27 protein-coding genes are annotated in these 26,827 nt (G+C 37.4%); 20 read left to right on the top strand and 7 right to left on the bottom strand.

Annotated features, from left to right (window positions below; translation table 11 throughout):
* Nucleotides 1-72 precede the first annotated feature (72 nt).
* The gene (locus FW768_RS20145; protein ID WP_153398468.1) at nt 73-1,128 is read right to left on the bottom strand and encodes an NAD(P)/FAD-dependent oxidoreductase; all 1,056 of its coding nucleotides are present in this window, start codon (nt 1,126-1,128) and stop codon (nt 73-75) included.
* Nucleotides 1,129-1,284: 156 nt separating this feature from the next.
* Here FW768_RS20145 and FW768_RS20140 point away from each other — a divergent pair, with 156 nt between their 5' ends.
* Nucleotides 1,285-2,055 carry a DUF3108 domain-containing protein gene (locus tag FW768_RS20140; protein WP_153398466.1) on the top strand — a complete coding sequence of 257 codons (771 nt, stop codon included), beginning with the start codon at nt 1,285-1,287 and terminating at the stop codon, nt 2,053-2,055.
* A 237-nt stretch (nt 2,056-2,292) separates the two neighbouring features.
* Here the strand turns inward: FW768_RS20140 and pheS are convergent, their stop codons facing one another.
* Together pheS and FW768_RS20130 are read right to left on the bottom strand one after the other, a co-directional pair.
* On the bottom strand, nt 2,293-3,303 hold the full coding sequence (gene pheS / locus FW768_RS20135) for a phenylalanine--tRNA ligase subunit alpha (RefSeq protein WP_153398464.1): 1,011 nt from the start codon (nt 3,301-3,303) through the stop codon (nt 2,293-2,295).
* Nucleotides 3,304-3,429: 126 nt separating this feature from the next.
* The gene (locus tag FW768_RS20130; RefSeq protein ID WP_153398462.1) at nt 3,430-4,089 is read right to left on the bottom strand and encodes a YceI family protein; all 660 of its coding nucleotides are present in this window, start codon (nt 4,087-4,089) and stop codon (nt 3,430-3,432) included.
* A 76-nt stretch (nt 4,090-4,165) separates the two neighbouring features.
* On the opposite strand from FW768_RS20130, the gene FW768_RS20125 reads away from it, so the two are divergent.
* Complete coding sequence (locus FW768_RS20125; protein WP_153398460.1) at nt 4,166-5,101, top strand: sulfate/molybdate ABC transporter ATP-binding protein; 936 nt, start codon at nt 4,166-4,168, stop codon at nt 5,099-5,101.
* A gap of 515 nt (nt 5,102-5,616) precedes the next feature.
* Here FW768_RS20125 and FW768_RS20120 read toward each other — a convergent pair.
* Entirely contained in the window at nt 5,617-5,961 is a 345-nt protein-coding gene (locus FW768_RS20120) for a zinc ribbon domain-containing protein YjdM (protein WP_153398458.1), read from the bottom strand.
* 56 nt (nt 5,962-6,017) lie between these two features.
* Here FW768_RS20120 and FW768_RS20115 point away from each other — a divergent pair, with 56 nt between their 5' ends.
* The 15 genes from FW768_RS20115 (at nt 6,018) to FW768_RS20045 (ending at nt 20,445) form a co-directional block, all read left to right on the top strand.
* Nucleotides 6,018-6,461 (top strand): hypothetical protein, encoded by a 444-nt coding sequence (locus tag FW768_RS20115; protein WP_153398456.1) that lies wholly within the window; start codon nt 6,018-6,020, stop codon nt 6,459-6,461.
* A gap of 75 nt (nt 6,462-6,536) precedes the next feature.
* On the top strand, nt 6,537-7,742 hold the full coding sequence (locus FW768_RS20110) for an RsmB/NOP family class I SAM-dependent RNA methyltransferase (RefSeq protein WP_153398454.1): 1,206 nt from the start codon (nt 6,537-6,539) through the stop codon (nt 7,740-7,742).
* 170 nt (nt 7,743-7,912) lie between these two features.
* A complete protein-coding gene (locus FW768_RS20105) occupies nt 7,913-9,580 on the top strand; it encodes a GLPGLI family protein (protein WP_153398452.1) in 1,668 nt (555 codons plus the stop codon).
* 324 nt (nt 9,581-9,904) lie between these two features.
* Nucleotides 9,905-11,575 carry an asparagine synthase B gene (gene asnB, locus FW768_RS20100; RefSeq protein ID WP_153398450.1) on the top strand — a complete coding sequence of 557 codons (1,671 nt, stop codon included), beginning with the start codon at nt 9,905-9,907 and terminating at the stop codon, nt 11,573-11,575.
* A gap of 286 nt (nt 11,576-11,861) precedes the next feature.
* A complete protein-coding gene (locus FW768_RS20095; protein WP_153398448.1) occupies nt 11,862-12,674 on the top strand; it encodes a hypothetical protein in 813 nt (270 codons plus the stop codon).
* Between the two features lie 140 nt (nt 12,675-12,814).
* Nucleotides 12,815-14,218, top strand: a complete 1,404-nt coding sequence (locus FW768_RS20090; RefSeq protein ID WP_153398446.1) for an MFS transporter — start codon at nt 12,815-12,817, stop codon at nt 14,216-14,218.
* A 174-nt stretch (nt 14,219-14,392) separates the two neighbouring features.
* Nucleotides 14,393-15,268: a pirin family protein gene (locus tag FW768_RS20085; RefSeq protein WP_153398444.1), complete on the top strand. Its 876-nt coding sequence runs from the start codon at nt 14,393-14,395 to the stop codon at nt 15,266-15,268.
* A 157-nt stretch (nt 15,269-15,425) separates the two neighbouring features.
* Entirely contained in the window at nt 15,426-15,737 is a 312-nt protein-coding gene (locus tag FW768_RS20080) for a GNAT family N-acetyltransferase (RefSeq protein WP_153398442.1), read from the top strand.
* Nucleotides 15,738-15,789: 52 nt separating this feature from the next.
* Nucleotides 15,790-16,689: a pirin family protein gene (locus tag FW768_RS20075; RefSeq protein ID WP_062701075.1), complete on the top strand. Its 900-nt coding sequence runs from the start codon at nt 15,790-15,792 to the stop codon at nt 16,687-16,689.
* Nucleotides 16,690-16,717: 28 nt separating this feature from the next.
* Nucleotides 16,718-17,257, top strand: coding sequence for an NADPH-dependent FMN reductase (locus FW768_RS20070; RefSeq protein WP_153398440.1), 540 nt, complete (start codon nt 16,718-16,720; stop codon nt 17,255-17,257).
* On the top strand, nt 17,250-17,828 hold the full coding sequence (locus FW768_RS20065; protein WP_153398438.1) for a TMEM175 family protein: 579 nt from the start codon (nt 17,250-17,252) through the stop codon (nt 17,826-17,828). The genes FW768_RS20070 and FW768_RS20065 overlap by 8 nt, the downstream gene beginning before the upstream one ends.
* 1 nt (nt 17,829) lies before the next feature.
* Nucleotides 17,830-18,048, top strand: coding sequence for a (4Fe-4S)-binding protein (locus FW768_RS20060; protein ID WP_153398436.1), 219 nt, complete (start codon nt 17,830-17,832; stop codon nt 18,046-18,048).
* Nucleotides 18,048-18,443 (top strand): OsmC family protein, encoded by a 396-nt coding sequence (locus FW768_RS20055; protein ID WP_153398434.1) that lies wholly within the window; start codon nt 18,048-18,050, stop codon nt 18,441-18,443. The genes FW768_RS20060 and FW768_RS20055 overlap by 1 nt, the downstream gene beginning before the upstream one ends.
* A 1-nt stretch (nt 18,444) precedes the next feature.
* A complete protein-coding gene (locus FW768_RS20050; protein ID WP_185152015.1) occupies nt 18,445-18,732 on the top strand; it encodes a GNAT family N-acetyltransferase in 288 nt (95 codons plus the stop codon).
* Between the two features lie 153 nt (nt 18,733-18,885).
* A complete protein-coding gene (locus tag FW768_RS20045) occupies nt 18,886-20,445 on the top strand; it encodes a sodium:solute symporter (RefSeq protein WP_153398432.1) in 1,560 nt (519 codons plus the stop codon).
* A 148-nt stretch (nt 20,446-20,593) separates the two neighbouring features.
* Here FW768_RS20045 and FW768_RS20040 read toward each other — a convergent pair whose 3' ends face one another.
* Nucleotides 20,594-22,822, bottom strand: coding sequence for a reprolysin-like metallopeptidase (locus FW768_RS20040; RefSeq protein ID WP_153398429.1), 2,229 nt, complete (start codon nt 22,820-22,822; stop codon nt 20,594-20,596).
* 397 nt (nt 22,823-23,219) lie between these two features.
* Here FW768_RS20040 and FW768_RS20035 point away from each other — a divergent pair, with 397 nt between their 5' ends.
* The 3 genes from FW768_RS20035 to FW768_RS20025 all read left to right on the top strand — a co-directional run bounded on the left by FW768_RS20035 (nt 23,220) and on the right by FW768_RS20025 (nt 25,673).
* Nucleotides 23,220-23,738 carry a hypothetical protein gene (locus FW768_RS20035; RefSeq protein WP_153398427.1) on the top strand — a complete coding sequence of 173 codons (519 nt, stop codon included), beginning with the start codon at nt 23,220-23,222 and terminating at the stop codon, nt 23,736-23,738.
* Nucleotides 23,739-23,842: 104 nt separating this feature from the next.
* A complete protein-coding gene (locus FW768_RS20030; RefSeq protein WP_262885801.1) occupies nt 23,843-24,697 on the top strand; it encodes a transketolase in 855 nt (284 codons plus the stop codon).
* A 28-nt stretch (nt 24,698-24,725) separates the two neighbouring features.
* On the top strand, nt 24,726-25,673 hold the full coding sequence (locus FW768_RS20025) for a transketolase family protein (RefSeq protein ID WP_153398423.1): 948 nt from the start codon (nt 24,726-24,728) through the stop codon (nt 25,671-25,673).
* An 86-nt stretch (nt 25,674-25,759) separates the two neighbouring features.
* On the opposite strand, the gene FW768_RS20020 is transcribed toward FW768_RS20025, so the two are convergent.
* Together FW768_RS20020 and FW768_RS20015 are read right to left on the bottom strand one after the other, a co-directional pair.
* Complete coding sequence (locus tag FW768_RS20020; RefSeq protein ID WP_231128738.1) at nt 25,760-26,269, bottom strand: hypothetical protein; 510 nt, start codon at nt 26,267-26,269, stop codon at nt 25,760-25,762.
* Complete coding sequence (locus tag FW768_RS20015) at nt 26,266-26,730, bottom strand: hypothetical protein (protein WP_153398421.1); 465 nt, start codon at nt 26,728-26,730, stop codon at nt 26,266-26,268. Before FW768_RS20015 ends, FW768_RS20020 begins: the two co-directional genes overlap by 4 nt.
* Nucleotides 26,731-26,827 lie beyond the last annotated feature (97 nt).

Genomic DNA, 26,827 nt, shown 5'->3' with positions numbered 1-26,827 from the left:
ATAATTGCTGGTTAATAGTTAATGACAAACAGATTTTTTATTTCTGATACCATCATTTTCCCTGCAGCAAATTTAGTCAATTTTTTTAACAACTGCCTTCTCAGCTTCTTTACGGCTTCCGTCAAATCCGTCTACCCCACTTACTGTTGTATATTTCAGAACGAATTTTTTCCCAGGATTTAATCTGTTGTATACACTCTGACACATTAAAGTAGCTTCGTGGAATCCACAAAGAATCAGCTTTAATTTACCAGGATAGGTATTGATATCACCAATGGCATAGATACCATCGATATTGGTCTGATAATCCAGAGCATTGTTGACTACAATCGCATTTTTTTCGATATTTAATCCCCAGTTTCCGATTTCTCCCAATTTTGGAGTAAGACCGAATAAAGGAATGAAATAGTCTGTTTCAATATCATAAGCCTCCTGACCTTCTACTTCTACCGTAATGGCTTCCACTTTACCTTCACCTTTAATACCAGTAACTTCAGCAGGAGTAATCAACTTGATTTTTCCCTGATTTTTAAGGTCCTGAACTTTTTCTACGGAATCAAGAGCTCCTCTGAACTCATTTCTTCTGTGAATCAAAGTAACTTCACTGGCAACATTAGAAAGGAAAATACTCCAGTCAAGAGCAGAATCTCCGCCTCCTGCGATCACCACTTTTTTATTTCTGAAGTGCTCAGGCTCTTTTACAAAATATTCAAGCCCTTTTTCTTCATAATCAGCGATATTCTCAATCGTAGGTTTTCTTGGTTCAAATGTTCCAAGCCCCCCTGCAATAGCGATAGCTTTTGCTCTGTGAACCGTTCCTTTGTTGGTAATCACTTCAAACCATTCATCATCTACCTTGGTGTAAGAAACCGCGGTCTCTCCCAACGTGAATCCAGGTTGAAACTGCTTGATCTGTTCCATTAGATTATCAACCAATTCTCCGGCATTTACCGAAGGATACCCCGGAATATCGAAAATAGGCTTTTTAGGATAAAGCTCGGCCAACTGTCCTCCCGGCTGTGGAAGTGCATCAATAATATGGCACTTCATTTTCAATAATCCTGCTTCAAATACAGCAAAAAGCCCGGTAGGTCCGGCACCTATGATCAATATATCGGTAGTTATCATAATAAAAAGATAATTTAATTATACATATAACTGCAAATTTACTAATTTTAATGCGAAGCATATTTAATTGATTCTAAATAAAAACCTGAGATTTATCAAATACCTTCAAAGATCCGGTATTTTTAAATTTGGCAGTGTTTTTGTAAAAGTCATATCATGAAGAAAATTTTAAATCTTTTTGCAGTATTCCTGTTCTTTTTGGGCCATGCTCAGGTTGATAATATCGCTGATGGTGAATCTATTACCCTCAGAATACATTATGGCATCCTGAATGCCGGAACAGCTAATCTTACCACCAAAACCACAAACTATATGGGAGTTCCCCATCTGTATGTGAAAGGTACAGGGCAAACCACGGGTGCCGTAAAGGCATTCTTTAAGGTAGAAGATCTGTATGAAAGCTTTATTAATATACATACCGGCCTGCCGAGTTTTTATGTAAGAAATGTACGTGAAGGCAGCTACCGCCAGCATTTTGAAACTGTTTTCAATCATAACGATAATACTTTGATCTTAACGGATAAGAAAACTCCGGCCAACGGTTCAAAAGTGATTAAATCGGTAAAAGGAGTTCAGGATATGCTTTCCTGCTTTTATTATCTGAGAAGCAAAAGCCCCAGTGAGCTGAAAGTAGGCACTGTTATCAATATGAATGTATGGATTGATGATGAAATGTTCCCTTTCCAGCTGAAAGTAACCGGAACAGAAGATCTGAAAACAAAATTCGGGAAAATCAACTGCCTGAAAATTATCCCGTCCGTAAAAAGCGGAAGAGTTTTTAAGGAAAAAGAAGGTGTTACGATGTGGGTTTCCAATGATGCCAACCATGTTCCTATGTTATTGAAAGCTGAACTGGCTGTAGGCTCTCTGAAAGCAAGTATCGATGATTACAAAAATGTAAAGTACCCTTTAAAGTTTACCAAATAAAAGGAGTAACTTTTTATAAAAAATGTCTGTAAAATTTTACAGACATTTTTTTATTCCGGATGTAATATTTTGCGAAAGACGATTGTCTTAATAATAAGAGCCGGGAGAAGTTGCTTTTCCCGGAAGCCTTAAAAAAACACGTTGTAATTTTTCAATAAGATCGTTTTTAATTACGTTTTGTTTCTTAGGTCAGTAATTAAAAACAAAAACCTCCGGAAATTCCGGAGGTTTGATTTTTTATAATGTTTTAAACTGTTCTAAAGTTCTGATATCATTTTCAAAGAACATTCGGATGTCGCTCATCTGATAAAGAAGCATTACGATTCTTTCAATACCCATCCCGAAAGCATATCCTGAATATTTCTCAGCATCGATATTCACATTTTTCAGTACGGCAGGGTCTACCATTCCGCATCCCATGATCTCAAGCCATCCTGTACCTTTGGTGATTCTATAATCTGTTTCAGAGTTTAATCCCCAATATACATCAATCTCAGCACTCGGTTCTGTGAACGGGAAATACGAAGGTCTCATTCTGATCTTTGATTTTCCGAAAAGTTCTGTAGTGAAGAACTGAATGGTCTGCTTAAGATCTGCAAAGCTTACGTTTTCATCAATATATAATCCTTCAATCTGATGGAAAATACAGTGTGAACGTGAAGAAACCGCTTCATTTCTGAACACTCTTCCCGGAGACAAAATTCTGATAGGCGGCTGGTTTTCTTCCATATAACGGATCTGTACAGAAGATGTATGCGTTCTTAAAAGAATATCAGGGTTCTGCTCAATGAAGAAAGTATCCTGCATATCTCTTGCCGGATGGTATTCAGGAAGATTCAATGCTGTAAAGTTGTGCCAGTCGTCTTCTATTTCAGGACCATCGGCTACAGCAAAACCTATCGACTTAAAAATTTCGATAATTCTGTTTTTTACCAGGTTGATCGGATGTCTTGACCCCAAATCCAAAGGAAAAGCAGGTCTTGTAAGATCTTCTTTTTCAACAATAATTGAAGACTGGGAAGCTTCTTTCAGATCTTCCAGTTTTCCGTTAACGGCCAGCTTCAAAGTATTAATTTTCTGTCCGAAATCTTTTTTCTGGTCGTTAGGAATTGTCTTTAATGTTTCATAAAAATCATTCAGAACCCCTTTCTTCCCATTGTACTTGATTCGGAAGTTTTCTATTTCCTCCTTTGATGTGGCATTGAAGCCGTTTACCTCGGTAAGTAGTTCTTCTATCTTTTCTATCATTGTTTTACCCTTTCAAAATGTTTTGCAAAAATACGGTTTTTAAGTTTAATAATGAATCTGTCATAAAAAAATCTGCCCCTTTTTCGGAGGCAGACTTCAATCACTTATTTCACTTAAATAAAAAAATTATTTCTTTTCTAAAGCTTTAACGTTGATCTGAAGGGTTACCTCATCTTTAATCACTCCGTTTTCAGCAGGGGCCTGGAATTTTACTCCAAACTCTTCTCTTTTGATATCCTTAGGCTCAGTAGCAACACTTACTTCTCCATCTTTTATAGAAACATTAGCTTTAAACTGAACCGGTTTTGTAATTCCTTTGATCGTTAAATTACCATCTAATAAAGTATTATAATCCCCTTCAGTAGTAGGCGCCACTTTTGTAATTTCAAAAGAGGAGGTTGGAAATTTTTCTACTTCAAAGAAATCCCCGCTCTTAAGATGTCCGTTTAATTTACCTAAACTTTCTGCATCATCTTTTAAATCTACAGAGGTTAAAGAGTTCATATCAGCAACAAATTTTCCGCTTTCAAGCTTTCCGTCTTTTACCGTCACATCACCACTTTCAAATTTTATGGTTCCAAAATGGCTTGTATTTTCCGACTTGAATACTTTATATCCTTTCCATTCCACTTTACTGTTCAGTGTATCCAGTGTATACTGGCTTCCGTCTTTAGTAGTCGTCACTTCATTACTTTCGCTTGTAAGAGGCTTGTCTTTTTTACAAGAAACCGCTACAGCAGCGATAAATAAAGCGGGAATAGCTAATGAAAACAGTTTTTTTCTCATTTTTTGATACATTTTTATTACTTCTGCTAATATAATAAAAAAAATTATGTTTTCATAAAAACCTTACATTTGTAATATGCTATTAGAAATAAACAATTTATACTTCTCCCATACCAAAGAAAAACCGCTGTTTCAGAACCTTAATCTGAGATTTGAGGAAGGTAAAATCATTGCTCTGGCAGGAGAAAGCGGTTGCGGAAAATCTACTCTTCTAAGTCTTATTTACGGACTTCTGGATTGGGAAAGCGGTGAAATTATTTTTAATGAAACCCATCTTCTGGGCCCAAAAGGCAACCTTGTTCCCGGAGAAGCAGAAATGAAATTCGTTGCCCAAAATTTTGACCTTATGCCCTATGCTACCGTTGCGGAAAATGTAGGGAAATTTATTTCTAATATCAATTTAGCCCAGAAAAAAGAAATTGTCCTAGAACTTCTGGAAGTAGTAGGACTTCAGGAATTTGCCGATGTCCTTCCTAAATATTTAAGCGGGGGCCAACAACAGAGAGTAGCCATAGCAAGAGCTCTTTCTGTACTTCCTAAACTGCTTATTTTAGATGAACCTTTCAGTAATCTGGATTTTCCAAGAAAAATAGAACTTCGTGAAAGACTGTTCAGATATGTAAAACAGCATAAAATCTCCCTGATTATTTCTACGCATGAGCTTCAGGACATTATGCCGTGGCTTGATCAGATCGTGATTCTTCAAGGTGGAAGATTAATTCAGAATGACGGTCCTGAAGCAACCTATAAAAATCCTTATAATTCTTATGTTGCGAAACTTTTCGGAGAAGTGAATATTTTTGATGAAACTGAGATTGCCACTTTCCGGCTTTCAAAATCTTTTTATTACCCTAAAGAAATAAAACTCACTGAAAACGGACTGGAAGCCAAAGTTCTTGAAAGCAGGTTTGCCGGAACCCATTACTGGAATAAGATCAGGGTAAAAGATAAGGAAATGGTGATGTATACTGACGAAAAGATAACAGGAACTATTGGTATTTCATTGGGTTAAAAATCCGACTATTTATTCCCTACACTTCTCATAACCCAAAGATTATCTTATACTTATTGTTAGTTTGTGGATAAAAAAACACCAATACAGGAAGCTGATTTTGAAACTTTTTCCTACATTTGTATTCACACAGCATAAGGAAATTTTTGGTTAATTCTCTTTCTGCCTTAAGACGGACATTAGCAGCTCTTTGCAATTAAGTCTTTGAAAGATTACACTGTCCAATTCTTTCCTTTTTTTATGCGCTTACCACAAATAGTTTTTGGACTAATCTTAAAAAATTAAGATAAGCAAAAGCGATTCCTCTTATTAAGCTTTGTATTGATTTGTTGAGTTTACGCCTTTACACTCAATTATTATGTATTCTTTGTTTGGCTTTGCGATTAAATTTTTCTGCCACTAATACACGAATCATTATTATTAGTGCATTAGTGGCAAAAAAATAAAAAGCAGTTCGGATAATTTCTTTTATCTTTTATTAAAATCCAATTACCAGCCGCCAAAAGCCAGCGGCATTACGCTTTCTTTACAAACTCTGATTTCAGAGCCATAGCACCAAAACCATCAATTTTACAGTCAATATTATGATCGCTTCCCGGGCGAAGACGTATATTTTTCACTTTTGTTCCGGCTTTTACCGGCTTTGGAACACCTTTTACCGGAAGATCCTTGATTACCACCACAGAATCCCCATCCAAAAGTTCATTTCCGTTAGAATCCAGAATCTTTCCTTCATTAGCGGTCTCCGCGGCGGTCTCTTCAGGGTTCCACTCGTAGAAACACTGGGAACACACCATCATATTATCGCTCGGATAAGTAAATTCAGAGCTGCATTTCGGACAAAGTACAGTATCACTCATATTTTTAATTTTTTACAAAGTTAATTTTTTAATATTTTTAATTAAAATTTTCAACCATGAGATATTTATGCTTTTTATGGTTATTGCTGTCCATCGGATGTAAAAAACAAAAAATGCTGGGTGATAAAGATCAATATCTGGTGGGAAAGTGGAAAATAATGAACCAGCCTTTTGATTTTTTCCCTTTTGATTATCGTGATGAACAATGTGCATTAGATAAAAATGCAGCTGTTGAAATCAATGATAATGGAACACTTGTTTTCTCTTCTACTCAATGTGAATTTTCGGAAGATTATCGTATCCGGGATTTCTGGCTGGAAATTCAGCACAATAAAAAAACTATTGCTTACGGAATTACCAAAGTCAGTGACCGTAAAATTATTTTATTCGGGAATCACTTTCCTTCCTATATTCTAAAACATAAAAGAATTCCTGAAGAGCAGATCTTACGATATGACAAGGAAGGATTTCAGATTGTACTGGAAAAATCAGACGATTGAAAAGCACTTATTTTCATTGTACAGCTTCTCATTTAAAAATCGTACTTTTGCAGATTCAAAACAGCAGACCCAATTATGGAACTTATTCACAGAAACCTGGCGATCGGAATTCACGATGCTTTGCAGGAAACATTTTTCGAGAAAAACAAATATGCCGATAAAGTAATCGAAAGGCTTTTAAAAGCTAATAAAAAATGGGGAAGCCAGGACAGAGCCGTTGTTTCTGAGATCTTCTATAATATTATCCGTTGGAAAAGACGTCTTGAATATTATATGGGGGAAGGGGTAAAACCCAACAACATTTACAAACTTATCCTTGCTTATCTGCTTTGGAGCAAGACCAATTATAAAAAGTTTGAAGAATTTGACGGAATAAAAATCGCAGATATTCTTACCAAGCTTAAAAAAAATACAGTTCCTACCAAAGCTATTGAACATTCTATCCCTGAATGGCTGGCTGAAACTTTAGAAAAAGAACTGGGCTCCAACTGGGAAAAAGAAATGCACGCCCTGAACGAGCAGGCTCCGACTGTTTTAAGAACCAATACTTTAAAAACATCAACCAAAGAGCTGATTTCTGATCTTGCTGATGAGAACGTTGTTTCCTATCCGATTAAAAATTATCCGGATGCCGTACAGCTGGAGGAAAAGAAAAACGTATTTCTTACCACGGCTTTCAAAGAAGGATTATTTGAAGTTCAGGATGCTTCGTCACAGAAGATCGGGTATTTCCTTGATGTAAAAGAAGGCCAGAGAGTGGTGGATGCATGTGCAGGAGCCGGAGGAAAGACCCTTCACCTTGCTGCATTAATGGGAAACAAAGGACAGATCATCGCTTTAGATATTTTTGAATGGAAGCTTGCCGAGCTGAAACGCCGCGCCAAAAGAGCCGGAGCTCACAATATTGAGACCCGTATGATTTCTGACAATAAAGTAATCAAACGCCTTCATGAAAAAGCAGACCGTCTTCTGATTGATGCTCCATGTTCAGGACTGGGCGTTTTAAAAAGAAACCCAGACAGCAAATGGAAAATTGATCAGGATTTCATCGACAGAATTAAAAAAGAACAGCAGCAGATTCTTCAGGATTATTCCAAGATGCTTAAAAAAGGCGGAAAAATGGTATATGCAACCTGTTCCATCCTTCCTTCAGAGAATAATCTACAGGTAGAAGAATTCCTTAAAAACAACCCTGGATTCAAGATGATCAAGGATGAAAAGGTGATGCCAAGTACAGGATACGACGGATTCTATATGGCATTGATCGAAAGAGTTTCGTAAACCAGATTTATCAATACAATATATAAACTACTCTATTTTCAGGGTAGTTTTTTTGTTTTTTAAAGCTTTTATGTAACATCAGAACATTCAATCTCTACTCATTAATCAGGGTAACTGTTTTATTTTTAAACCTGTAAAGTCTATTTATCTTTATAGAAAACTATGTCATTATGTATAAAAGAACTGTATTAAGCTTCTTCACTCTCTTTTTATTCTGTCTGATCTCTGCACAGACCTATGAAATTCAGTACACCAGTTCCTATAACGGAAAGGTCGTATCTGATCAACCTCCTACCCTCGTGTGGGCCAATGAGAAAGAAAATTTCATTCTGAACCAGACTATCCGGGCACAGAAGAGCAGCTACCCTTTTGAGATCACCAAAGTGGAAAAGCCTTCCAATACTATTGTCTCTTATGCATTTCTGAAACCGGGAGAAACTATTTCTTCTTCCGATACGGAATCTGTGAAAAAGCAGACTTTTGAAATGACTGATGAAACTAAAAAAATATTAGGCTACACCTGTAAAAAGGCGGTCACTAAAATCAACTCCAATACCATTGAAGTTTGGTACACAAATGATTTAAAAATCAATGGTGGCCCTTCTGTTCTCGGGCAGAATTTAGGGCTTGTTCTGGAAGTTGAGAGAAATAAAAATTCACTGGTGACAGCAAGTTCCATTAAAAAGGTAAAGAAAACAGATATTGACCAGATCATCAAAGGATCTGTACAGACTACTGATCTTTTAGGCTATAAAGACCTTCTCTGGAAAAGCCGCTTCACGATATTGAAAGTTTTTGAAAATGAAACCATCAATTTTTCAGATGAATCCAAGTCCAATGAAAACGTAAAGAAATTCGCCAACGGAACTATTATTCTGAAAAAAATAAAGTTTCCCGCCATCAAAGAAGGTGAAAGTATCTTTGTAGAACTGAAGCAACAGTCCAACGGGGATGCGTATGACAGAACCGGAACCGTATTCTTCATTCCACAGGATAAATCCGTTTCTTTTTTTGACGGATTGGAAAAGGGAGCTAAAACACTTCCGGCTTATGACAACGGAAACGGAAAGCAATATTATGGAGTGGCAGCTGACGAAAACTATAATCCAGCAGTAGAAATGATGCGCTTCTTCACCTCTTTCGGAATTCAGAAGTTTAATCATATTCAACTCAAAGGAAAAGACTGGCAGACGATCAGCCCTTTCCGTCAGGATATTACGGAACTGAAACCTTCTCTTTCTGAAAAAGAATTATGGGTAGGTGCTTTTATAGGCAATTACGATAAAGGCGGCCACAAGGTAAGTCTTGAAATTACGATTCACAACAGTGATCAGACGGTTTATAAAAACAATACGGTTATTCCTCTTTTCAATACATTAAACATTATGGAAATGGCCGGACAGGACTATTCTACAATGTTTGACAAAGACAAAGGTCTTTTTGTGGAGTTTACTTTAAAGAAAGACCTGAAAAATGCCCAGCTCCGCTTTACAACAACAGGACATGGAGGCTGGGAAAACGGGGATGAGTTTGTTCCTAAACCCAATTCTATCTGGATGGACGGAAAAATGACCTTCTCTTTCATCCCATGGAGAGCAGACTGCGGATCTTACCGCCTTTACAATCCTGCTTCCGGTAATTTTCCTGATGGTCTTTCTTCATCCGACCTCAGCAGATCCAACTGGTGTCCGGGAACGGTTACCAATCCTAATTTTATTTCTCTCGGCGATCTGAAAGCCGGCAAACATACGATACAGGTAAAAATTCCACAGGGTGCTACAGAAGGAACAAGCTTCAGTTCCTGGAACGTTTCAGGGGTTTTACTAGGGTCCCAATAAAACAAAACCTTCTTGCAAAGAGAATTGCAAGAAGGTAAAAACACAAATGATGAAAAAAAATTATTTCGAGCCACAAAGTAAGGGCTAAAATTCATATAATAAATTACCATATATTAATAATTATCTCATTTTTATTTTGTATAGAGTATACGGTGAAGTCTATGAAAACGAAAAATATTAATCAAATACATCACAATTAATCTTTATAGTTAATATTTTTCATAAAAATAAATTAATTGATTAAAAATATTAACTTTTATTCATTTTTTATTGTTATTTTTAAACATCACCTTTACTTTTGTTTCAAATAAAATATGATAAAAAATGTGCGGAATTGTATGTTTGTTTGATGCCAAACAAAAAACCGAAATATTAAGACCTCAGGTTCTGGAAATGTCAAAAAAAATCCGTCACAGAGGTCCGGACTGGAGCGGCGTGTTTCAGGATGATAACGTGATCTTTTCTCATGAAAGACTGGCTATCGTAGATCCGGCTTCCGGAAAACAGCCTTTGTTTACCAAAGACGAAAAAGTAGTTTTAGCGGTAAATGGCGAAATCTACAACCACAGAGAACTAAAGGAAGAGTTTACTGATTTTGAATTCCAGACCCAGTCTGATTGTGAAGTAATCCTTGCTCTGTACAGAAAATACGGAAAGGACTTTCTTGAGAAACTGAACGGGATCTTTGCCTTTGCTCTTTATGATATAGAAAACGGCATCTACCTTATCGCCCGCGACCATATGGGAATCTGCCCTCTTTACCAGGGATGGGATAAAAACGGAAACTATTATGTAGCTTCTGAGCTAAAAGCCCTCGAAGGCATCTGTAAAACCATTGAAACGTTTCTTCCCGGACATCTGGTTTACAGCCCGGACGGTTCTGAACTTCAAAAGTGGTACACAAGAGACTGGGAAAGCTTTGATCATGTAAAAGACAACAAAACAGATATTGCCATACTCAGAAAAGGGCTTGAAGATGCTGTACACAGACAGCTGATGAGTGATGTTCCTTATGGCGTACTTCTTTCCGGAGGATTAGATTCTTCTGTTATTTCTGCCATCACTGCAAAATTTGCAAGACAAAGAATTGAAAGCGGCGATACGCAGGAAGCATGGTATCCAAGACTTCACAGTTTTGCAGTAGGACTGGTAGGATCACCCGATCTGGCTGCAGCAAAAAAAGCAGCGGAACACATCGGTTCCGTGCACCATGAAGTAAACTTTACTGTTCAGGAAGGGCTGGATGCTGTACGTGACGTAATCTATCATCTGGAAACGTATGATGTAACAACCATCAGAGCTTCTACCCCAATGTATCTTCTGGCAAGAGTGATTAAGTCTATGGGGATCAAAATGGTTCTTTCAGGCGAGGGTTCTGATGAATTGTTTGGAGGTTATCTGTATTTTCATAAAGCCCCGAATGCTAAAGAATTCCATGATGAAACCGTAAGAAAACTGAGCAAGCTTCATCTTTATGACTGTTTAAGAGCCAATAAAGCCTTAATGAGCTGGGGAATTGAAGGCAGGGTACCTTTCCTGGACAAAGAATTTATGGATATTGCCATGGCTGTTAATCCTCAGGATAAAATGATCAACACTTCTGAAGGAAAAATTGAAAAATGGGTATTGAGAAAAGCTTTTGAAGATATTCTTCCTGACTCTATTGTATGGAGACAGAAAGAACAGTTTTCTGATGGTGTAGGATATTCGTGGATTGACACTCTGAAAGAAATAGCAGAAAAAGAAGTCACCGATGAAATGATGGCCAGCGCAAGATTCAGATTTCCGCTCAACACCCCTCAGAATAAAGAAGAATACCGCTACAGAACTATTTTCGAAGAACATTTTCCAAGTGAAACGGCAGCAGCTACAGTTCCGTCTGTTCCTTCAGTAGCCTGCTCCACTCCTATTGCTTTAGAATGGGATGAAGCTTTCAAGAAAATGAATGACCCAAGCGGAAGAGCGGTTAAAGTGCATGAAACTTCTTATGAATAATGAATGGGTGAAGTGTGAATAGTCAATTCGTAGCACTTATGAATTTATGAAGACTGTTATTCACCATTGACTTTGCGTAGCAAAAATTCACTATTGACATTAATCAGTATAACATATTTCTCACTTCTACCTGCCTAATCTTCAAAGTTATAATTATCAATCCTGTAGCAATACAGGATTTTCTTTTGAATTACCAACAATAATATCCACAGAATTTAACTGACAATCAAAAATAATATCTAATAAATAATTATATTTGGAAAACGAAAATATCAATTATAAAAAAATGAGAAGAAATCTTACTGTTTTATTTGCCTTACTATCCATCAGTTTTGCTTTTGGACAGGGAAAATACGGCAAATACTTAAATTCAAAAAAGCTTGCTTTGGCTTATAAAAGTGTAAAGGATTCTGATAAGGACGACTTCTATCAGCAGTTTTACTGGCTGGCAAAAGCTGAGGAACTTAAAACCTATCCTCACCTTAAAGATGTAAAACCGGCTGTTTTATATGAGTTTGTAAAAAAGGTAAATCCTCAGAACCCTACTAAAAAATTAGATGAAAGAGGAAAAGAGCTCAGAGCAACAGCTGAATTGTCTCTAAATCAATATTTCAAGAACAAGAATTTCACCAACAATTCTGTATTGATGTACAACCTTGAAACCTATGTAGATCCGTCTAAAGGACAATATTACACTAAGGTAGATCCTGAAAAGATCAAAGAGCTGGTTCCTAAAGAACTGTTTGCATTCAATTCTTACAACAGAAATTTAGGCGAGGAAAAAACGTACTATCTTTGGATCGACAAGAAAAAAGATGATTTCAATATCGTTGATATTATTCCTAATGAAAAAGAAGATAAAGCTTTCTATACAAGATTAAGACAATATCTTCCAAGCTATAAATTCTCTAAGTATGTTCCTACTGTAAAAAAAGGAAACAAATCAGACAAAACGGATGTTGATTACTATTACATTATGCCGTTTGAACAAAACACTGATAATATTGAATACAAAACAAAGGATTTCAAAACTTACATCTTAAGCCAGTACAGAAAAGCCGGCGACGAATGGAAAGGAGTAGAAAAACCTAGAAAATAAATTGAAAAGTCCTGTGAAAATTCACAGGACTTTTTTAATTTTATAGGAAATTCTTTATCTAAAGATCAAATCACTTAAAGCAAGTAGTGTCTTCAAAATAAATAAGTCTGAAAGCTTTTGAACATTTCAGCCTGTACATCATGACAGAATTAAGCCCGCAACAAACAAGCATAAAGAAAATCCTCCCATTCATTCTGGCCACTGCTATTTTCATGCAGATGCTGGATTCCACAATTCTGAATACTTCTCTCCCATCCATTGCCAAAGACCTCAATGAATCTCCGTTGAATATGCAGAACGCTATTATCAGCTATGTTTTAACATTAGCCGTTTTTATGCCTGCCAGCGGATTTTTAGCAGACCGGTTCGGAACCAGAAAGGTATTTATATTTTCCCTGGTGCTTTTCAGTCTGGGATCTTTATTCTGTTCACTTTCCCAAAACCTCACCCATCTGGTTATTTCAAGAGTTATTCAGGGGATTGGCGGAAGTCTGATGACTCCGGTAGGCAAGCTGGCCCTGATTAAAACGTTTGACAAGAGCGAGCTGCTTAAAGCCATGAATTTTGCCATTATTCCAGCATTGATAGGACCTGTACTTGGACCGTTGGTAGGAGGCTATATGGTAGATTACCTTTCGTGGCACTGGATCTTCCTGATCAATATTCCGATCGGAGTTTTAGGAATTATTTTGGGCTTAAAATTTATGCCTAACTATAAGTCTGATGATGTAGACTTCGACCTTAAAGGTTTTTTAATTTTTGCAGCCGCTTCTCTCCTGCTTTCAATTTCCCTGGAACTTTTCGGGGATATCCAGAACATAAGCCCGGTCCTTTTAGTCTTCATCCTTGGATTTTTATTTCTTTACTATTATTACAAACATGCCAAAAGAGACGGAAATCCTATTTTCCCTTTAAACTTATTTCAGGTAAGAACTTTCAGAGTAGGAATTGTAGGAAATCTGGCCACCCGTTTGGGGATCAGCTCTGTTCCATTGCTTTTACCGCTCATGATTCAGATTGCCTATAAACAATCGGCGGTTACTTCCGGATGGATTATTGCTCCCATGGCTTTAACCGCTATATTCGGAAAATCATCCGTCATTAAAATTCTGGATCGTTACGGCTATCGCCAGACCTTAATGGTGAATACCTTCATCATCGGAACCCTGATCTGTCTTCTTGCCATTCCGGATATTCATACTTCTTTATATTGGTTTGTCCCTATTATTGCGGTATTGGGATTTTTCAACTCTATCCAGTTTACCTCAATGAATACCATTTCTATTGCAGACCTCAGGAATTTTCAGACCAGCAGCGGAAATTCATTAATATCTGTCAACCAGCAGCTTGCTATCGGCTTCGGAATTGCTTTCGGACTGATCGTTTTAAAACTTTTTGAAAGTTCAGACCTCATCAAAGGGGAAACCCATAATGCCTTCAGATATACGTTCCTTACTGTAGGAATACTTACTATTTTATCGGGATTTGTTTTCAGGAGATTGCATATTTCGGATGGAAAGAATATGAAATCGAAGGAAGAATAATAAATGTATTTTTAATATTGCTTTGAAGCATAAGAGCTTCATATTCCTAGAGGACTAATTTTAAGATCTTTGTGAATACTTTTCTCTTGTTGATCTGTTTTCTTCCGAACTTATCACAGATCAATGCACCCGGATTTTGCCTGTCGTACTTTTGTTATATAAATCAACAATATTATGACAACTAAACAGGTAGAAATCGTAGTATCTCCAAGACCTGCGCATTTTGTAGGCGACGGTTTTAGAGTTCATAATTTTATTCCGGGCGCAAGCAGACTGGATATGAAGAGAATGGATCCTTTCATTATGCTGGATTACAATTCAAAGTTTCACTTTAACGGTTCTGAAAGACCAAGAGGTGTAGGCGTTCACCCGCACAGAGGCTTTGAAACTGTAACCATAGCTTATCAGGGAAAGGTAGAGCATCATGACAGTGCCGGCGGCGGCGGAATTATCGGCGAAGGTGACGTACAGTGGATGACCGCTGCAAAAGGAGTTCTTCACAAAGAATATCATGAAACAGAATGGTCTAAAAAAGGAGGAATTTTTCAGATGGTACAACTGTGGGTAAACCTCCCTGCCAAAGATAAAATGAGTAATCCGAAATACCAGGCGATAGAAAATTCAGCAATGGAGCGTGTAGATCTGGGTGATAACGGACTTGTGGAAATTATTGCGGGAGAATATAATGGGCATACTGGTCCTGCTGAAACATTTACCCCGGTGAATATGATGAATGCCAAATTAAACGCAGGCGGAAAAGCAGAATTCAGCTTTCCTGCTCATTTTAATACGGCAGCTCTGGTTATTGAAGGAAGCATTACCGTAAATGGAGAGGAAAAAGTTACTGCTGACCACTTTGTTTTATTTAAAAATGAAGGGGAAACTTTCAGCATTGAAGCTCAGGAAAATTCAACGGTGCTGATCATCAGCGGCGAGCCGATTAATGAACCGATCTATCCTCACGGACCTTTTGTCATGAATTCCAGAGAAGAAATCATGCAGGCTTTTGAAGACTTCAATACCGGAAAATTCGGTTATCTGGAAGATTAACAGATTTAAATTTATCTTAATCTTTGATTATTCCTTTTTTACTAACTTTATATCATGTTAGAGTAAACATATAATTGGCAAACCTAACAGGTTTTAGAAACCTGTTAGGTTTAGTCTTCAGATAAAAATTTATATAACTCCCCTTTACTACAAAATTATGAAACCAGAATTTGAAAATATACCCCTTGTAAAAACCGACAAAAGATTTGAAATAGAAGTAAACGGACATTTTGCTTTTATTGATTACCGTGAAATGGGGCACCAGATTGCATTGGTACATACAGAAGCTGAGCCTGAACTTGCAGGAACCGGTGCCGCAGCAGCCGTTGTGGAAAAAACCCTGATATACATTGAAGAACATGAAAAAAAGCTTCTTCCGTACTGTCCTTACGTTTTTGCTTATATCCAGAAACACCCGGAATGGAAACGCATCGTAGATGAAAGATTTAACGGATACGACAAACTTTAATTACACTTTTACAGGGCATTAAGAAACAACTAAAAAAATATTTTACTTTATTATGTCAAATATCGGACTTATCATAGAAGAAAAAGCGGCAGATATAGGAAATTTCCTGGTGGGAAGACTTCTTCCTTTCCGTGAAAAAAGAGCAGTGGGCCCGTTTGTTTTTATTGATCATATGGGACCTTCTGAACTGAAAGACTATCAGAATCTTGATGTTCCGCCTCATCCGCATATCGGATTATCTACCCTTACCTATCTGTTGGAAGGGTCTATTTTTCACAGAGACAGCATCGGAAGTGCCATTGAGATAAAACCAGGTGCCGTGAACTGGATGACTGCAGGAAAAGGAGTTGTACACTCTGAAAGAACCCCAGAATATTTAAGACACAGTGACAAAAGACTTCATGGATTCCAGATCTGGGTAGGTCTTCCAAAACATCTTGAACAGACAGAACCTACTTTCCATCACATTGAAGCAGATGAAATTCCTGTATGGGAAGAAGACGGAATTCAGTATAAATTAATTGCAGGTGAGGCTTTCGGCAGAAAATCTGCAGTTCCTGTTCACAGCAAATTATTTTTCATTGAGATCAAAACCAAAGAGCCAAAGAAAATAAGCATTGGTAAAGATTTGTATGGTGAAGCAGCGATGTACGTTCTGGACGGAACAGTGACAACTGATGGGAATTCTTATGGTTCCAAACAGCTGATGATCGCAAAAGACACAAAACTTTGTGAATTTGATATGAGTGAAAACGGAACGGTTTATCTTTTCGGAGGCGAACCTTTTGATGAGGAACGTTTTATATTCTGGAATTTTGTGAATTCTGACAAGGAAATGATTGATCAGGCCAAAGTCAACTGGAACGATCAGAACCATGATGCGTTTCCATTAGTTCCGGGAGATGAAGAAGAATATGTACCTCTTCCCAAAGCCATTTTAAACAGAAAATAAATTCAGTCCGGAACTGATTATAAAAACCATGAAAATATTAGCATTTGCAGGAAGTACGTCTTCCACCTCCATCAACAGGGAACTGGTAAAGTTTGTTCTGAAAGATTTTCAGAATGAGGAAATCAATTTAATTGATCTTAATGATTTCAGTATGCCGGTTTTTTCTGTGGATCTTGAAAAGAAAGGTTTCCCTGATGAAGCGCACAACTTTTTAAAAGTAATTGAAGACTGTGATGTGATCATTTGTTCACTTGCTGAGCACAACAGATCATACAGTGCTGCTTTTAAAAATGTTTTCGACTGGGCATCAAGGATTAATGTAAAGGTATTTCAGAACAAACCAATGCTGCTGATGAGCACTTCTCCGGGAGGCTATGGCGGAGGAAATGTGATGAATACAGCCAAAACCTTTTTCCCTCAGTTCGGAGCGGATATCAAAGAAACGTTCTCCCTTTCCAAGTTCTACGAAAATTTTGATCTGGAAAGCGGTGTAATCAATCCTGAAATGCTTGCTGAGCTGAAAATGAAGATAGAAAACTTTAAAAATCAGGTAAAAACCAATGACTAAAGGGAGGCTGGAAGCATTCAGCGATGGTGTTTTAGCGATTATTATCACCATCATGGTCCTTGAACTGAAAGTACCGGAAGGAACCAGCTGGGCTAGTCTCAAGCCCATTATGCCTAAATTCCTGGCTTATATTTTCAGTTTTATTTATGTAGGAATCTACTGGAACAACCACCATCATCTGTTTCAGGCAGTAAAAAAAGTGGACGGCAGTATTCTTTGGGCCAATTTACATCTGCTATTCTGGCTTTCACTGATGCCTATTGCCACGGAATGGATAGGAACCACTCATTTTGCTAAAAACCCCGTTGCGACCTATGGTGTCGGACTTATTATGAGTGCCATTGCCTACACCGTTCTGGAACATGTAATTATCCGTTGTGAGGGAGAGAATTCACAGTTGAAAGAAGCAATTCATTCTAAACTCAAAGAATATATTTCAATCATATTTTATGTTTTAGGAATCGCCGTTTCATTTTTTTATCCTTATATTGCCATAGGTTTTTATTATATCGTGGCTCTTATATGGCTGATTCCGGACCGAAGAATCGAAAAATCATTAAAAGAAAATTGATATGGAAACACATGAATATCCCAACGGCAGTATCACTGTCATCTGGCAACCCCAGAAGTGTATCCACTCGGCTGTCTGCGTAAAAATGCTTCCCAAAGTCTATAATCCGAAAGACAGACCCTGGATAAAAGCAGAAAACGCAACTCCGGAAGAACTTAAAAACCAAATAGACCATTGCCCTTCAGGAGCATTAAGTTATAAATTCAATACAAAGCAATAATGGCGGTAACCGTAAAAGCAATTTTAGGAAAAACAAAATATTATACTGAGGTAACAGCCGGCGAAAACCAGATCATTACTGATGAACCTATCGACAAGGGAGGACAGAACAAAGGCTTCAATCCATTTGAAATTCTGGCAACCTCACTGGCAAGCTGTACAGCAGCTACTTTAAGAATGTATATTGACAGAAAGGAATGGGATATAGAAAATATCAATGTAGAGGTAGAGCTTGAAAATTTTCCACTAACCAAAAGGGCTGTTTTCAAAAGAGATATTAGTTTTGAAGGCAATCTGGATGATGAGCAGATGAAAAGACTTCATACCATTGCGGATGCCTGCCCTGTTCACAAAATATTAACCAACGACATAGAAATACTAACTAAATTCTCATAGCATGATCGAAGTAAAACAAAACAACGACGAGAAACACGGAAGTTTTGAAGCTTTCATAGATGGAAGACGCGCAGGAATAATGACCTATACCTGGGCAGGAGAAGAAAGATTTATTATTGACCACACTGAAGTGGAAGAAGCTTACAACGGAAAAGGCGTAGGCAAAGAAATGCTTCTGGCAGCAGTAGGTTTTGCCAGGAAAAACGGAAAAAAGATCATTCCGCTCTGCCCTTTCGCAAAAGCAAGTTTTCAGAAAAGTGAGGAACTTCAGGATGTTTTAGTGAATTAATTACTATTTTCGTCTTTTACCATACAAACCTTCCGGATATTAGCCCGGGAGGTTTTTTCATTTTTCCGATATTGAGACTATCCTATGATTTTTGAAACATGGAGGTTTCAGCAGAACAGAAAAAAACTATATTTGCTAAAATTTAATTAAAGCATGAATTCAGGAACGATCCTTTTGCTATTTGTTTTTATTTATTTCATCGGTCTTCTGGTGATTTCTTATTTTACCAGCCGAAATTCTGATAATCAATCGTTTTTTATCGGCAATAAAAAAAGTAAATGGTGGCTTGTTGCATTTGGAATGATAGGAACCAGTTTAAGTGGTGTTACCTTTATTTCGGTTCCGGGAACCGTTGGAAAAATGACGGGTTCGGAATACATTTACGGTGGTTTTGAATATTATATGATGGTGATTGGCTTTTTCATAGGATATTTTATTGTTGCCGCCATATTGCTTCCGCTCTACTATAAGATGAACCTGACTTCCATTTACACTTATCTGGGAAAGAGATTCAATGTAGAAGCTCATAAAATAGGCTCGATATTTTTTATCATTTCCAGAGCCATTGGAGCTACTGCAAGACTATATCTGGTTGTGAATGTTTTACAGATATTCCTGCTTGAAGGCCTGGGAGTTCCTTTTTGGGTTACAGCCCTTGTCCTTCTCCTTATGGTGCTTTTATATACTTTTGAAGGCGGTGTAAAGACCATTGTGATTACGGATACGTTACAAACTTCATTCATGATCATCAGTTTAGTAGGCTGTATCATTTATATCTTATCCAACCTGAATTTATCTTTTAGTGAAGCCTATACTATTCTGGAACAGAAAAATTATACTCATTTTGTGAATTCCGATCCGAATTCCAAGACATTTTTTCTTAAAACCATTCTGGGCGGTATTTTTATTACAATTGCCATGACCGGACTGGATCAGGAAATGATGCAGAAGAATATTTCCGTGGACAACCTTAAGAATTCTAAAAAGAACATGTTGACTTTTGCAGGAACTCTTCTTTTTGTAAATCTTGCCTTCTTATTCCTAGGAGGTCTTCTTTATCTTTTTGCCTTACAGAATGGTGCGGAATACGGGAAAATTAACGGAGAAACCATTACCAATATTTTCGGATTTAAAGACTCTGCCGGAAATATCAAAAATATTATGGGGGATGACCTTTTCCCTGCTTTGTCACTTCAGGGATACTTTCCAATGGCTATTTCCATTATCTTTATTATCGGGCTTATTTCTGCTTTATTCCCCTCTGCAGATGGTGCATTAACAGCGGTAACAAGTTCATACTGTGTTGACCTGCTTAACCTCAACGAGGATAAAACCAAAACTGAAAAAGAGAAAAAACGTCTTCGTATGAAAGTCCACCTGATTTTCACTGTGGTATTTTTCATACTGATCATGGTATTTAAAGCATTGAATGACAAATCTATCGTTTATCTGATCATGGAAATTGCGGGTTACACTTACGGACCGTTATTAGGACTGTTTGCTTTCGGAATTTTCACCAAATTCCAGATCTCAAGAAAATATTCAATCCTGGCAGTAACCATTTTAGCCCCTATTATCACTTATCTGATCAATTTAGCGGTTACCACATACACAGATTACCGCATCGGAGTTGAACTGATTGTTCTTAACGGCCTTCTGACCTTCATCGGTTTATGGCTGGTGAAAAACAAGCAGTATTTAAAAGTCGTTTAATCTGAAAATTAAATTCCGGATAAATTTTAAAAAGAGTAATTTTTATTGCTCTTTTTTATGCTCTTATTTGATTTTACTCTAAAAGTAAAAAGGCTGTTTTCACAAGTTGGAAAACAGCCCTTTATCAGGTAAATTTTTCAGGAACTGATTATTCTTTGATCCATTTTACGGTTTTATCCATATCTTTTGTTTTGATCTTAATCAGATAATCTCCTTTTACTAGTTGAGACAAGTTGAAAGTTCCCAGTTGATCAGTATTTAATTTATTGTTCATCTGACTGAATACCAGCCTTCCGCTTACATCATATACCATGATGTCATATGCATCTTTTTGATTGATAAATTTAATGTTCAGTATCCCTTTGCTTGGATTAGGATATACCGCGAATACATCTTTATCACCTTTTGTTTCGTCTACACCCAGTACACGGCTGATGGTAAAATTAACAGGATTGATATTAAAGAAAACATTATTTACTCCTGCTACCATAATTCTGGCTTGCGTAGTATTTACATTAGGAATGGTAATGACCTCTGAACCGTCATTCGGTGTGGAAGCAATAATAGTTGTTGGATAAGTAAGTCCTCCGTCTGTTGACAGTAAAATACTTACGTTGGCACAGCTTACAGGAGCTGCTGTTGTATTGGCTACGTCCCATGTTATAGTCTGAGAACTATTCCCGTTCCAGCTTACTGCTGTTGTAGGTGTAGTAACTTTGAATGGTCCTGAACTGGCATTAACAGTAATGGATGCATCATCATTGGCCACCCCTGCACATCCTGCATTATTATCTCTCACGGTGAGTCTGAACTCCATTGTTCTTCCGTAAGAAGGCAGAATTTCTCCTTTGGTTGTTGTATTGTTGATGATATCTGTAATCTTTGGGAAATATCTGTAAGGAACTGTTACCGGCATAAATGATCTGAACAGCGCGGCATTTCCTGTTGGAGCATTCCAGTCGCTTTCAGGGCCTACGTCGTTTTGTTCCCAGCAATAGGTAAGCGCTGTATTTTCAGCATCTGTTGCAGAACCTGTCAGTTTAAACGGAGTACTTTTAGGAATGATGTAATTATTTCCTGCATTTACCACAGGAGCTGTATTGGAAACAGGAGTTGTCACCTGACATGAGATTGACCGAACTTCTGCAGTAATAGACTCAAATGAATTGGTATGAAAAATAGGAATACTATTGTTGGCCAGGTCATTTATGTTTTCGCAAATCCCTGCATAAGCCATAATGGTAATTCCGCTTCCCGGTTCTACAGCAGTAGCTGCATTACGATTACCATCACAACTTCCTGTTACTGCATTAAAAGTATGGGGGCCGGCAAATTGATGCCCTACCTCGTGACACACATAATCTATATCATAAGGATCACCAACAGGATTAGAAGAGCCGGTAATTCCACTTGCTTTGTAATCAGCATAACATATGCCTGAGCCGGCTAAACCGCCACCTCCTGTACTAAAGGTGTGGCCTATGTCATAATTAGCCGCTCCTATGATGGCATTAATTTGCTCCTGACTTTCGTCAATTAATGTATATGCATTATTATTTCCGTTAAAAGGATCTGTAGCCGGATCTGTAAAGATAATACTGGTTTCATTAGCAATTAAAACCAATCTAACAGCGACTTCCTGCTCATATACTCCATTTACCCTGTTTACAGTGGTTACAATGGCTGATAAGGTTTGAGCAACAGTAGGAGAATTTGATCCTGTAGCAGCCCGTGCATACTCTCCGGTACAAGCTATAGCAAGACGGAAAATTCTAATTTGAGTACCTACGCTTGGTGTTACGGTTTTTTGTCCGCTTTTTTTTTCCCGTTGAAAGTTTTCATCTTTCGTTTCACACACCTTTGGGTTTTTATCAATTAAATCCCCTTTTTTGTAAACGATATAATTATTGACATCATTTCTTGCATAAGGGTCAATATACGTATCGCCTGTGGCTACTGATTTTATCTGAGCATGAAATCCAAACTCTGTAATATCCAGTTTTATGGTTGCATATTGATCATCAACCCCCTGCCCTGTTAGCGTAATTAACTGAGGAAACTTTTGGGCTAATTCCGGAGCCATTACTGAAGACTTCCAGATTTTAAATTTCGCTTTTGTTCCGTCAGGCATAGGTAAAACAATGATTGGAGCCTTATTTTTAAGATCATTATCACTCAGCTCTGGAACTGAATTAAAATAGTTTCTCATTCCGGCCATATCCAGTTTGTAAGTAAGAAACTTTTCGGGCTGTATCGTTCTGTTTTTAGGATCTGCTCTAATGGTTTTTTCACTGATTGCAGCAAAAAAATCCTGGGCCTTTCCCAAAGAAATGGATATCATAAATATCCCTACATAAAATAGCTTTTTAATTTTCATATTATGGTGATTTTTGATTTTTACAATGTATAATTCAGGAAACAAAAACAGGAATAACAAAACCTTGTTTAAAAAATTAACAATTTAACCCTGAAACAATTATTAATTAAACAAAATTAAGCAATTTCCATATTTAAAAAAAACCAAAATTAACATCAATTAACATTAATAATCAATTTAACACTTCCATTAAATAAAAATTCTTAATTACAATTAATATCATGTAAAATATTAATCAAAAAAATATAATTCCAGTTCTTATTTTAAAGATCCTCTTATTTTTTTAATCATATTTACACCTTATCCATCATAATAAATTATTCAACCATTCATAAATTTGTCCATTTTGAGTATCTTTGGAGGCAAATTATTAAACATCAAAACAGGAATTACACTTATGAAAAAAATGATCTCATTTCTTGTACTGGTCATCACTTTTGGTTTTGTGAATGCACAGGAAAATTTCGAAGTTTCTACTTTAAGAATCGGGCCATTCAAAATCTTTATGGACAAAAGTGAAGCTGAAAAAATAGCCGGCACATCAATAAAACTTTCAACAGGAGATGTAAAAAACACTGTAAAATATAATGGTGAACTGATTAATATTGATGTTTTTCAGGGTTACGGAGGAGAAGCCAGACCCAATGCTGTTACCATTACCGGAATAACAACCACCAGCAAAAAATTTAAAACCAAAAGCGGAATGGGAGTTGGAAGTACCAGAGACGAACTGATCAATACTTACAGAAATTATCCTACATTCAGCGTCCGTCCGGCCTGGGATGATAACGGAAAACGTCTGAAAGATACAGGTTATTTTAATCTTGAGGATTATGATGCAGGAACAGAGCTTACCTTTAAATTTGTGAACAACATTGTTACAGAAATTACAGTTTATGTTAATGAAGGCTGTTAAAAGCAGGAAATATTAAATAATTCAAAATCCGGATCTTAGGTCCGGATTTTTACATTTCCGTAAGCCATTAAAAAATCGTAAATTCGCGTGCAAATAAATCAGATATAATGAGTAAAAGTATTGAAGAGCTAAAATCTCTTACTACGCAGATCAGAAGAGACATTTTAAGAATGGTTCACGCTGTAAATTCAGGACACCCGGGCGGAAGTTTAGGTTGTACGGAATACTTCACAGCGCTTTACGGGAAGGTAATGAACTATAAACTTCCTTTCACCATGGAGGGCAAAAATGAAGATCATTTTTATTTGTCAAACGGACACATTTCTCCGGTTTTCTACTCCACTTTAGCAAGATTCGGATTCTTTCCGGTAGATGAGCTGAGAACCTTCAGAAAGCTGGATTCAAGATTACAGGGGCACCCTACTACTCATGAAGGGCTTCCTGGTATCAGAATCGCTTCCGGTTCTCTTGGACAGGGACTTTCTGTAGCACTTGGTGTAGCTGAGGGAAAAAAATTAGACGGAGACCAGTCTCTTGTTTATTCTCTTCACGGGGACGGAGAACTTCAGGAAGGTCAGATCTGGGAAGCTCTGATGTATGCTGCTGCTAAAAAAGTGGATAATATCATTTCTACTATCGATTACAACGGCCGTCAGATTGACGGGGATACTGATGATGTATTAAGCCTTGGAAATCTTCATGCTAAGCTTGAAGCTTTCGGATGGATTGTTCTTGAAGAGAAAAACGGAAACGATCTTGAAGCCGTTATCGCGATTCTTGAAAAGGCCAAAACAGAAACAGGGAAAGGAAAGCCTGTAGCGATCATCCTTCACACGGAAATGGGTTACGGAGTAGATTATATGATGGGAACTCATGCATGGCACGGAAAAGCTCCTAATGATGAGCAATTGGATACTGCATTCAAACAATTGTATTTAGAAGCTCCTGCTGATTACTAATTCTTAAATCCCGATAAAAAAAATAAAAATGAAATTTACATATACAGAAAAAAAAGATACACGTTCAGGATTCGGAGCCGGATTAGCGGAACTTGCAGATAAAAACCCTAATGTAGTAGCCCTTTGTGCAGACCTTATCGGTTCTTTAAAAATGGAGAAATTCATTGAGAAGGCTCCTGAGAGATTCTTCCAGGTAGGTATTGCTGAAGCGAACATGATGGGTCTTGCTGCCGGTTTAAGCATCACAGGAAAAATTCCTTTCACGGGAACTTTTGCGAACTTCTCTACTTCAAGGGTATATGACCAGATTCGTCAGTCTATCGCTTATTCAGGGAAAAATGTAAAAATCTGTGCTTCTCACGCAGGTCTTACTCTGGGTGAAGATGGAGCTACGCACCAGGTTCTGGAAGACATCGGTATGATGAAAATGCTTCCGGGGATGACGGTAATCAACCCATGTGACTACAACCAGACCAAAGCAGCTACAATTGCTATTGCTGAGCATGAAGGTCCTGTATATTTAAGGTTCGGAAGACCAACTGTTCCTGTATTTATTCCGGAAGATATGCCTTTCGAAATCGGTAAAGGAATCATGCTTCAGGAAGGTACTGATGTAACGATTGTTGCGACAGGACACCTGGTATGGGAATCTCTTGTAGCCGCTGATGAGCTTGAAAAAGAAGGTATTTCCTGTGAAGTGATCAATATCCACACCATTAAGCCTCTTGATGAAGAAATCATCTTAAAATCTGTTGAAAAAACAGGAAAAATCGTAACAGCTGAGGAGCACAACTATCTTGGCGGTTTAGGTGAATCTGTTGCGGGAATGCTTGCAAGAAGAAGACCTACAAGACAGGAATTTGTGGCAGTAAATGATACTTTCGGAGAATCCGCTACCCCTGCTGAACTGATGAAGAAATATAAGATTGATTCTGCTGCAGTAAAAGAAGCAGTAAAAAGAATTTTAGCGAACTAAGATTTTTTTGATCATTAAATAAACGGCTCGGGCTGTTCCGAAGGAACAGCCCGAGCTCTGTTTTCATTGTATTGTTTTTTCAAAGTTTACCTTTGACCGAAAGAAATTCCCACAGCTTCCAGCACAGGACATAATACCTCCCTGATATATTCTTCCTCTCTCTTTTCTGAAATTTTGGAATTGGAAAAATAATTACTGATCCTGTAGCTTTTTACAAACTGGTTTCTTTTTTTCCCGATCGCATAAAAATATCCGCCGTTATTTTCGTTGATGAAATAGGTCATCTCATCAAAACTCATGATCTTTTTGGTGAAAAGCAGCTTTCGGTAAATACGCTTCTCCGATTTGTTAAAAATATACTTCACCGGGATTCGGAAGAACAGATCAAAGAGAAAATAAATCATATAGATGCCCCATATGATCAGGGCGGTTCTGAATTGGTCTGCGGACATTTTATCCATAAAATAAATGATCACCGGGAGAGCAATTATTCCCAATCCCAGCCACCAGACCAGCGTTTTAAGGAAATTATAATTGGGCATAAAACTTATTTCATTCCCGAACTCTGTGAATTTATAGCGGTCTGCTGCATTCATCTGCTGCTTTTATTTATTCCCATAATATCTTCCGTTTCATTCACCATTTTCTGAATTCCTTTTTGAGTAACGGATTGTCCGATGGTCAGCCTTTGATCTTTACCATCTGCTTCAAAATGGATAGACAGGATGACATTGGTTGTAATAAAGCCCATATACCGGGTAATAAATACTTCGAAATTGGTAAAATCTTTAAAGGAATAGGTTTTTGCCGGAACAAAGATGGTGTGCCGTCCCGTAATAGTCTGTCTTTCCGGATCAATAATAAATTTTTTGGTAAAGAAATTAACAATGATCAGTATTCCTACAGCGGCCAGAAACAAAGCAAATAACGGCATATTCAGCCTGTATATCATCACAGCAGCTGCAAAGATCAGAACCGTCAGTATAGTGATAAATACAGGCTGATTTTTGAAAATATAAAGGTTTCCGTCTTTTTTGTAGTGCTTGTATGTGTTCATAAGTAATATTCAATGTTGAGTACATTAGTTATCTATGTTGATGTGTTTTTTTAATTGGTACTCATGTACTTCAACACTGCCGTTATTTGTGCTTTTT

The organism is Chryseobacterium vaccae (genome assembly GCF_009602705.1).
GTDB classification, from domain to species: Bacteria; Bacteroidota; Bacteroidia; order Flavobacteriales; family Weeksellaceae; genus Chryseobacterium; species Chryseobacterium vaccae.
The sequence above is the reverse complement of the archived record's forward strand: the minus strand, read 5'-3'. Positions and strand labels throughout refer to the sequence as shown.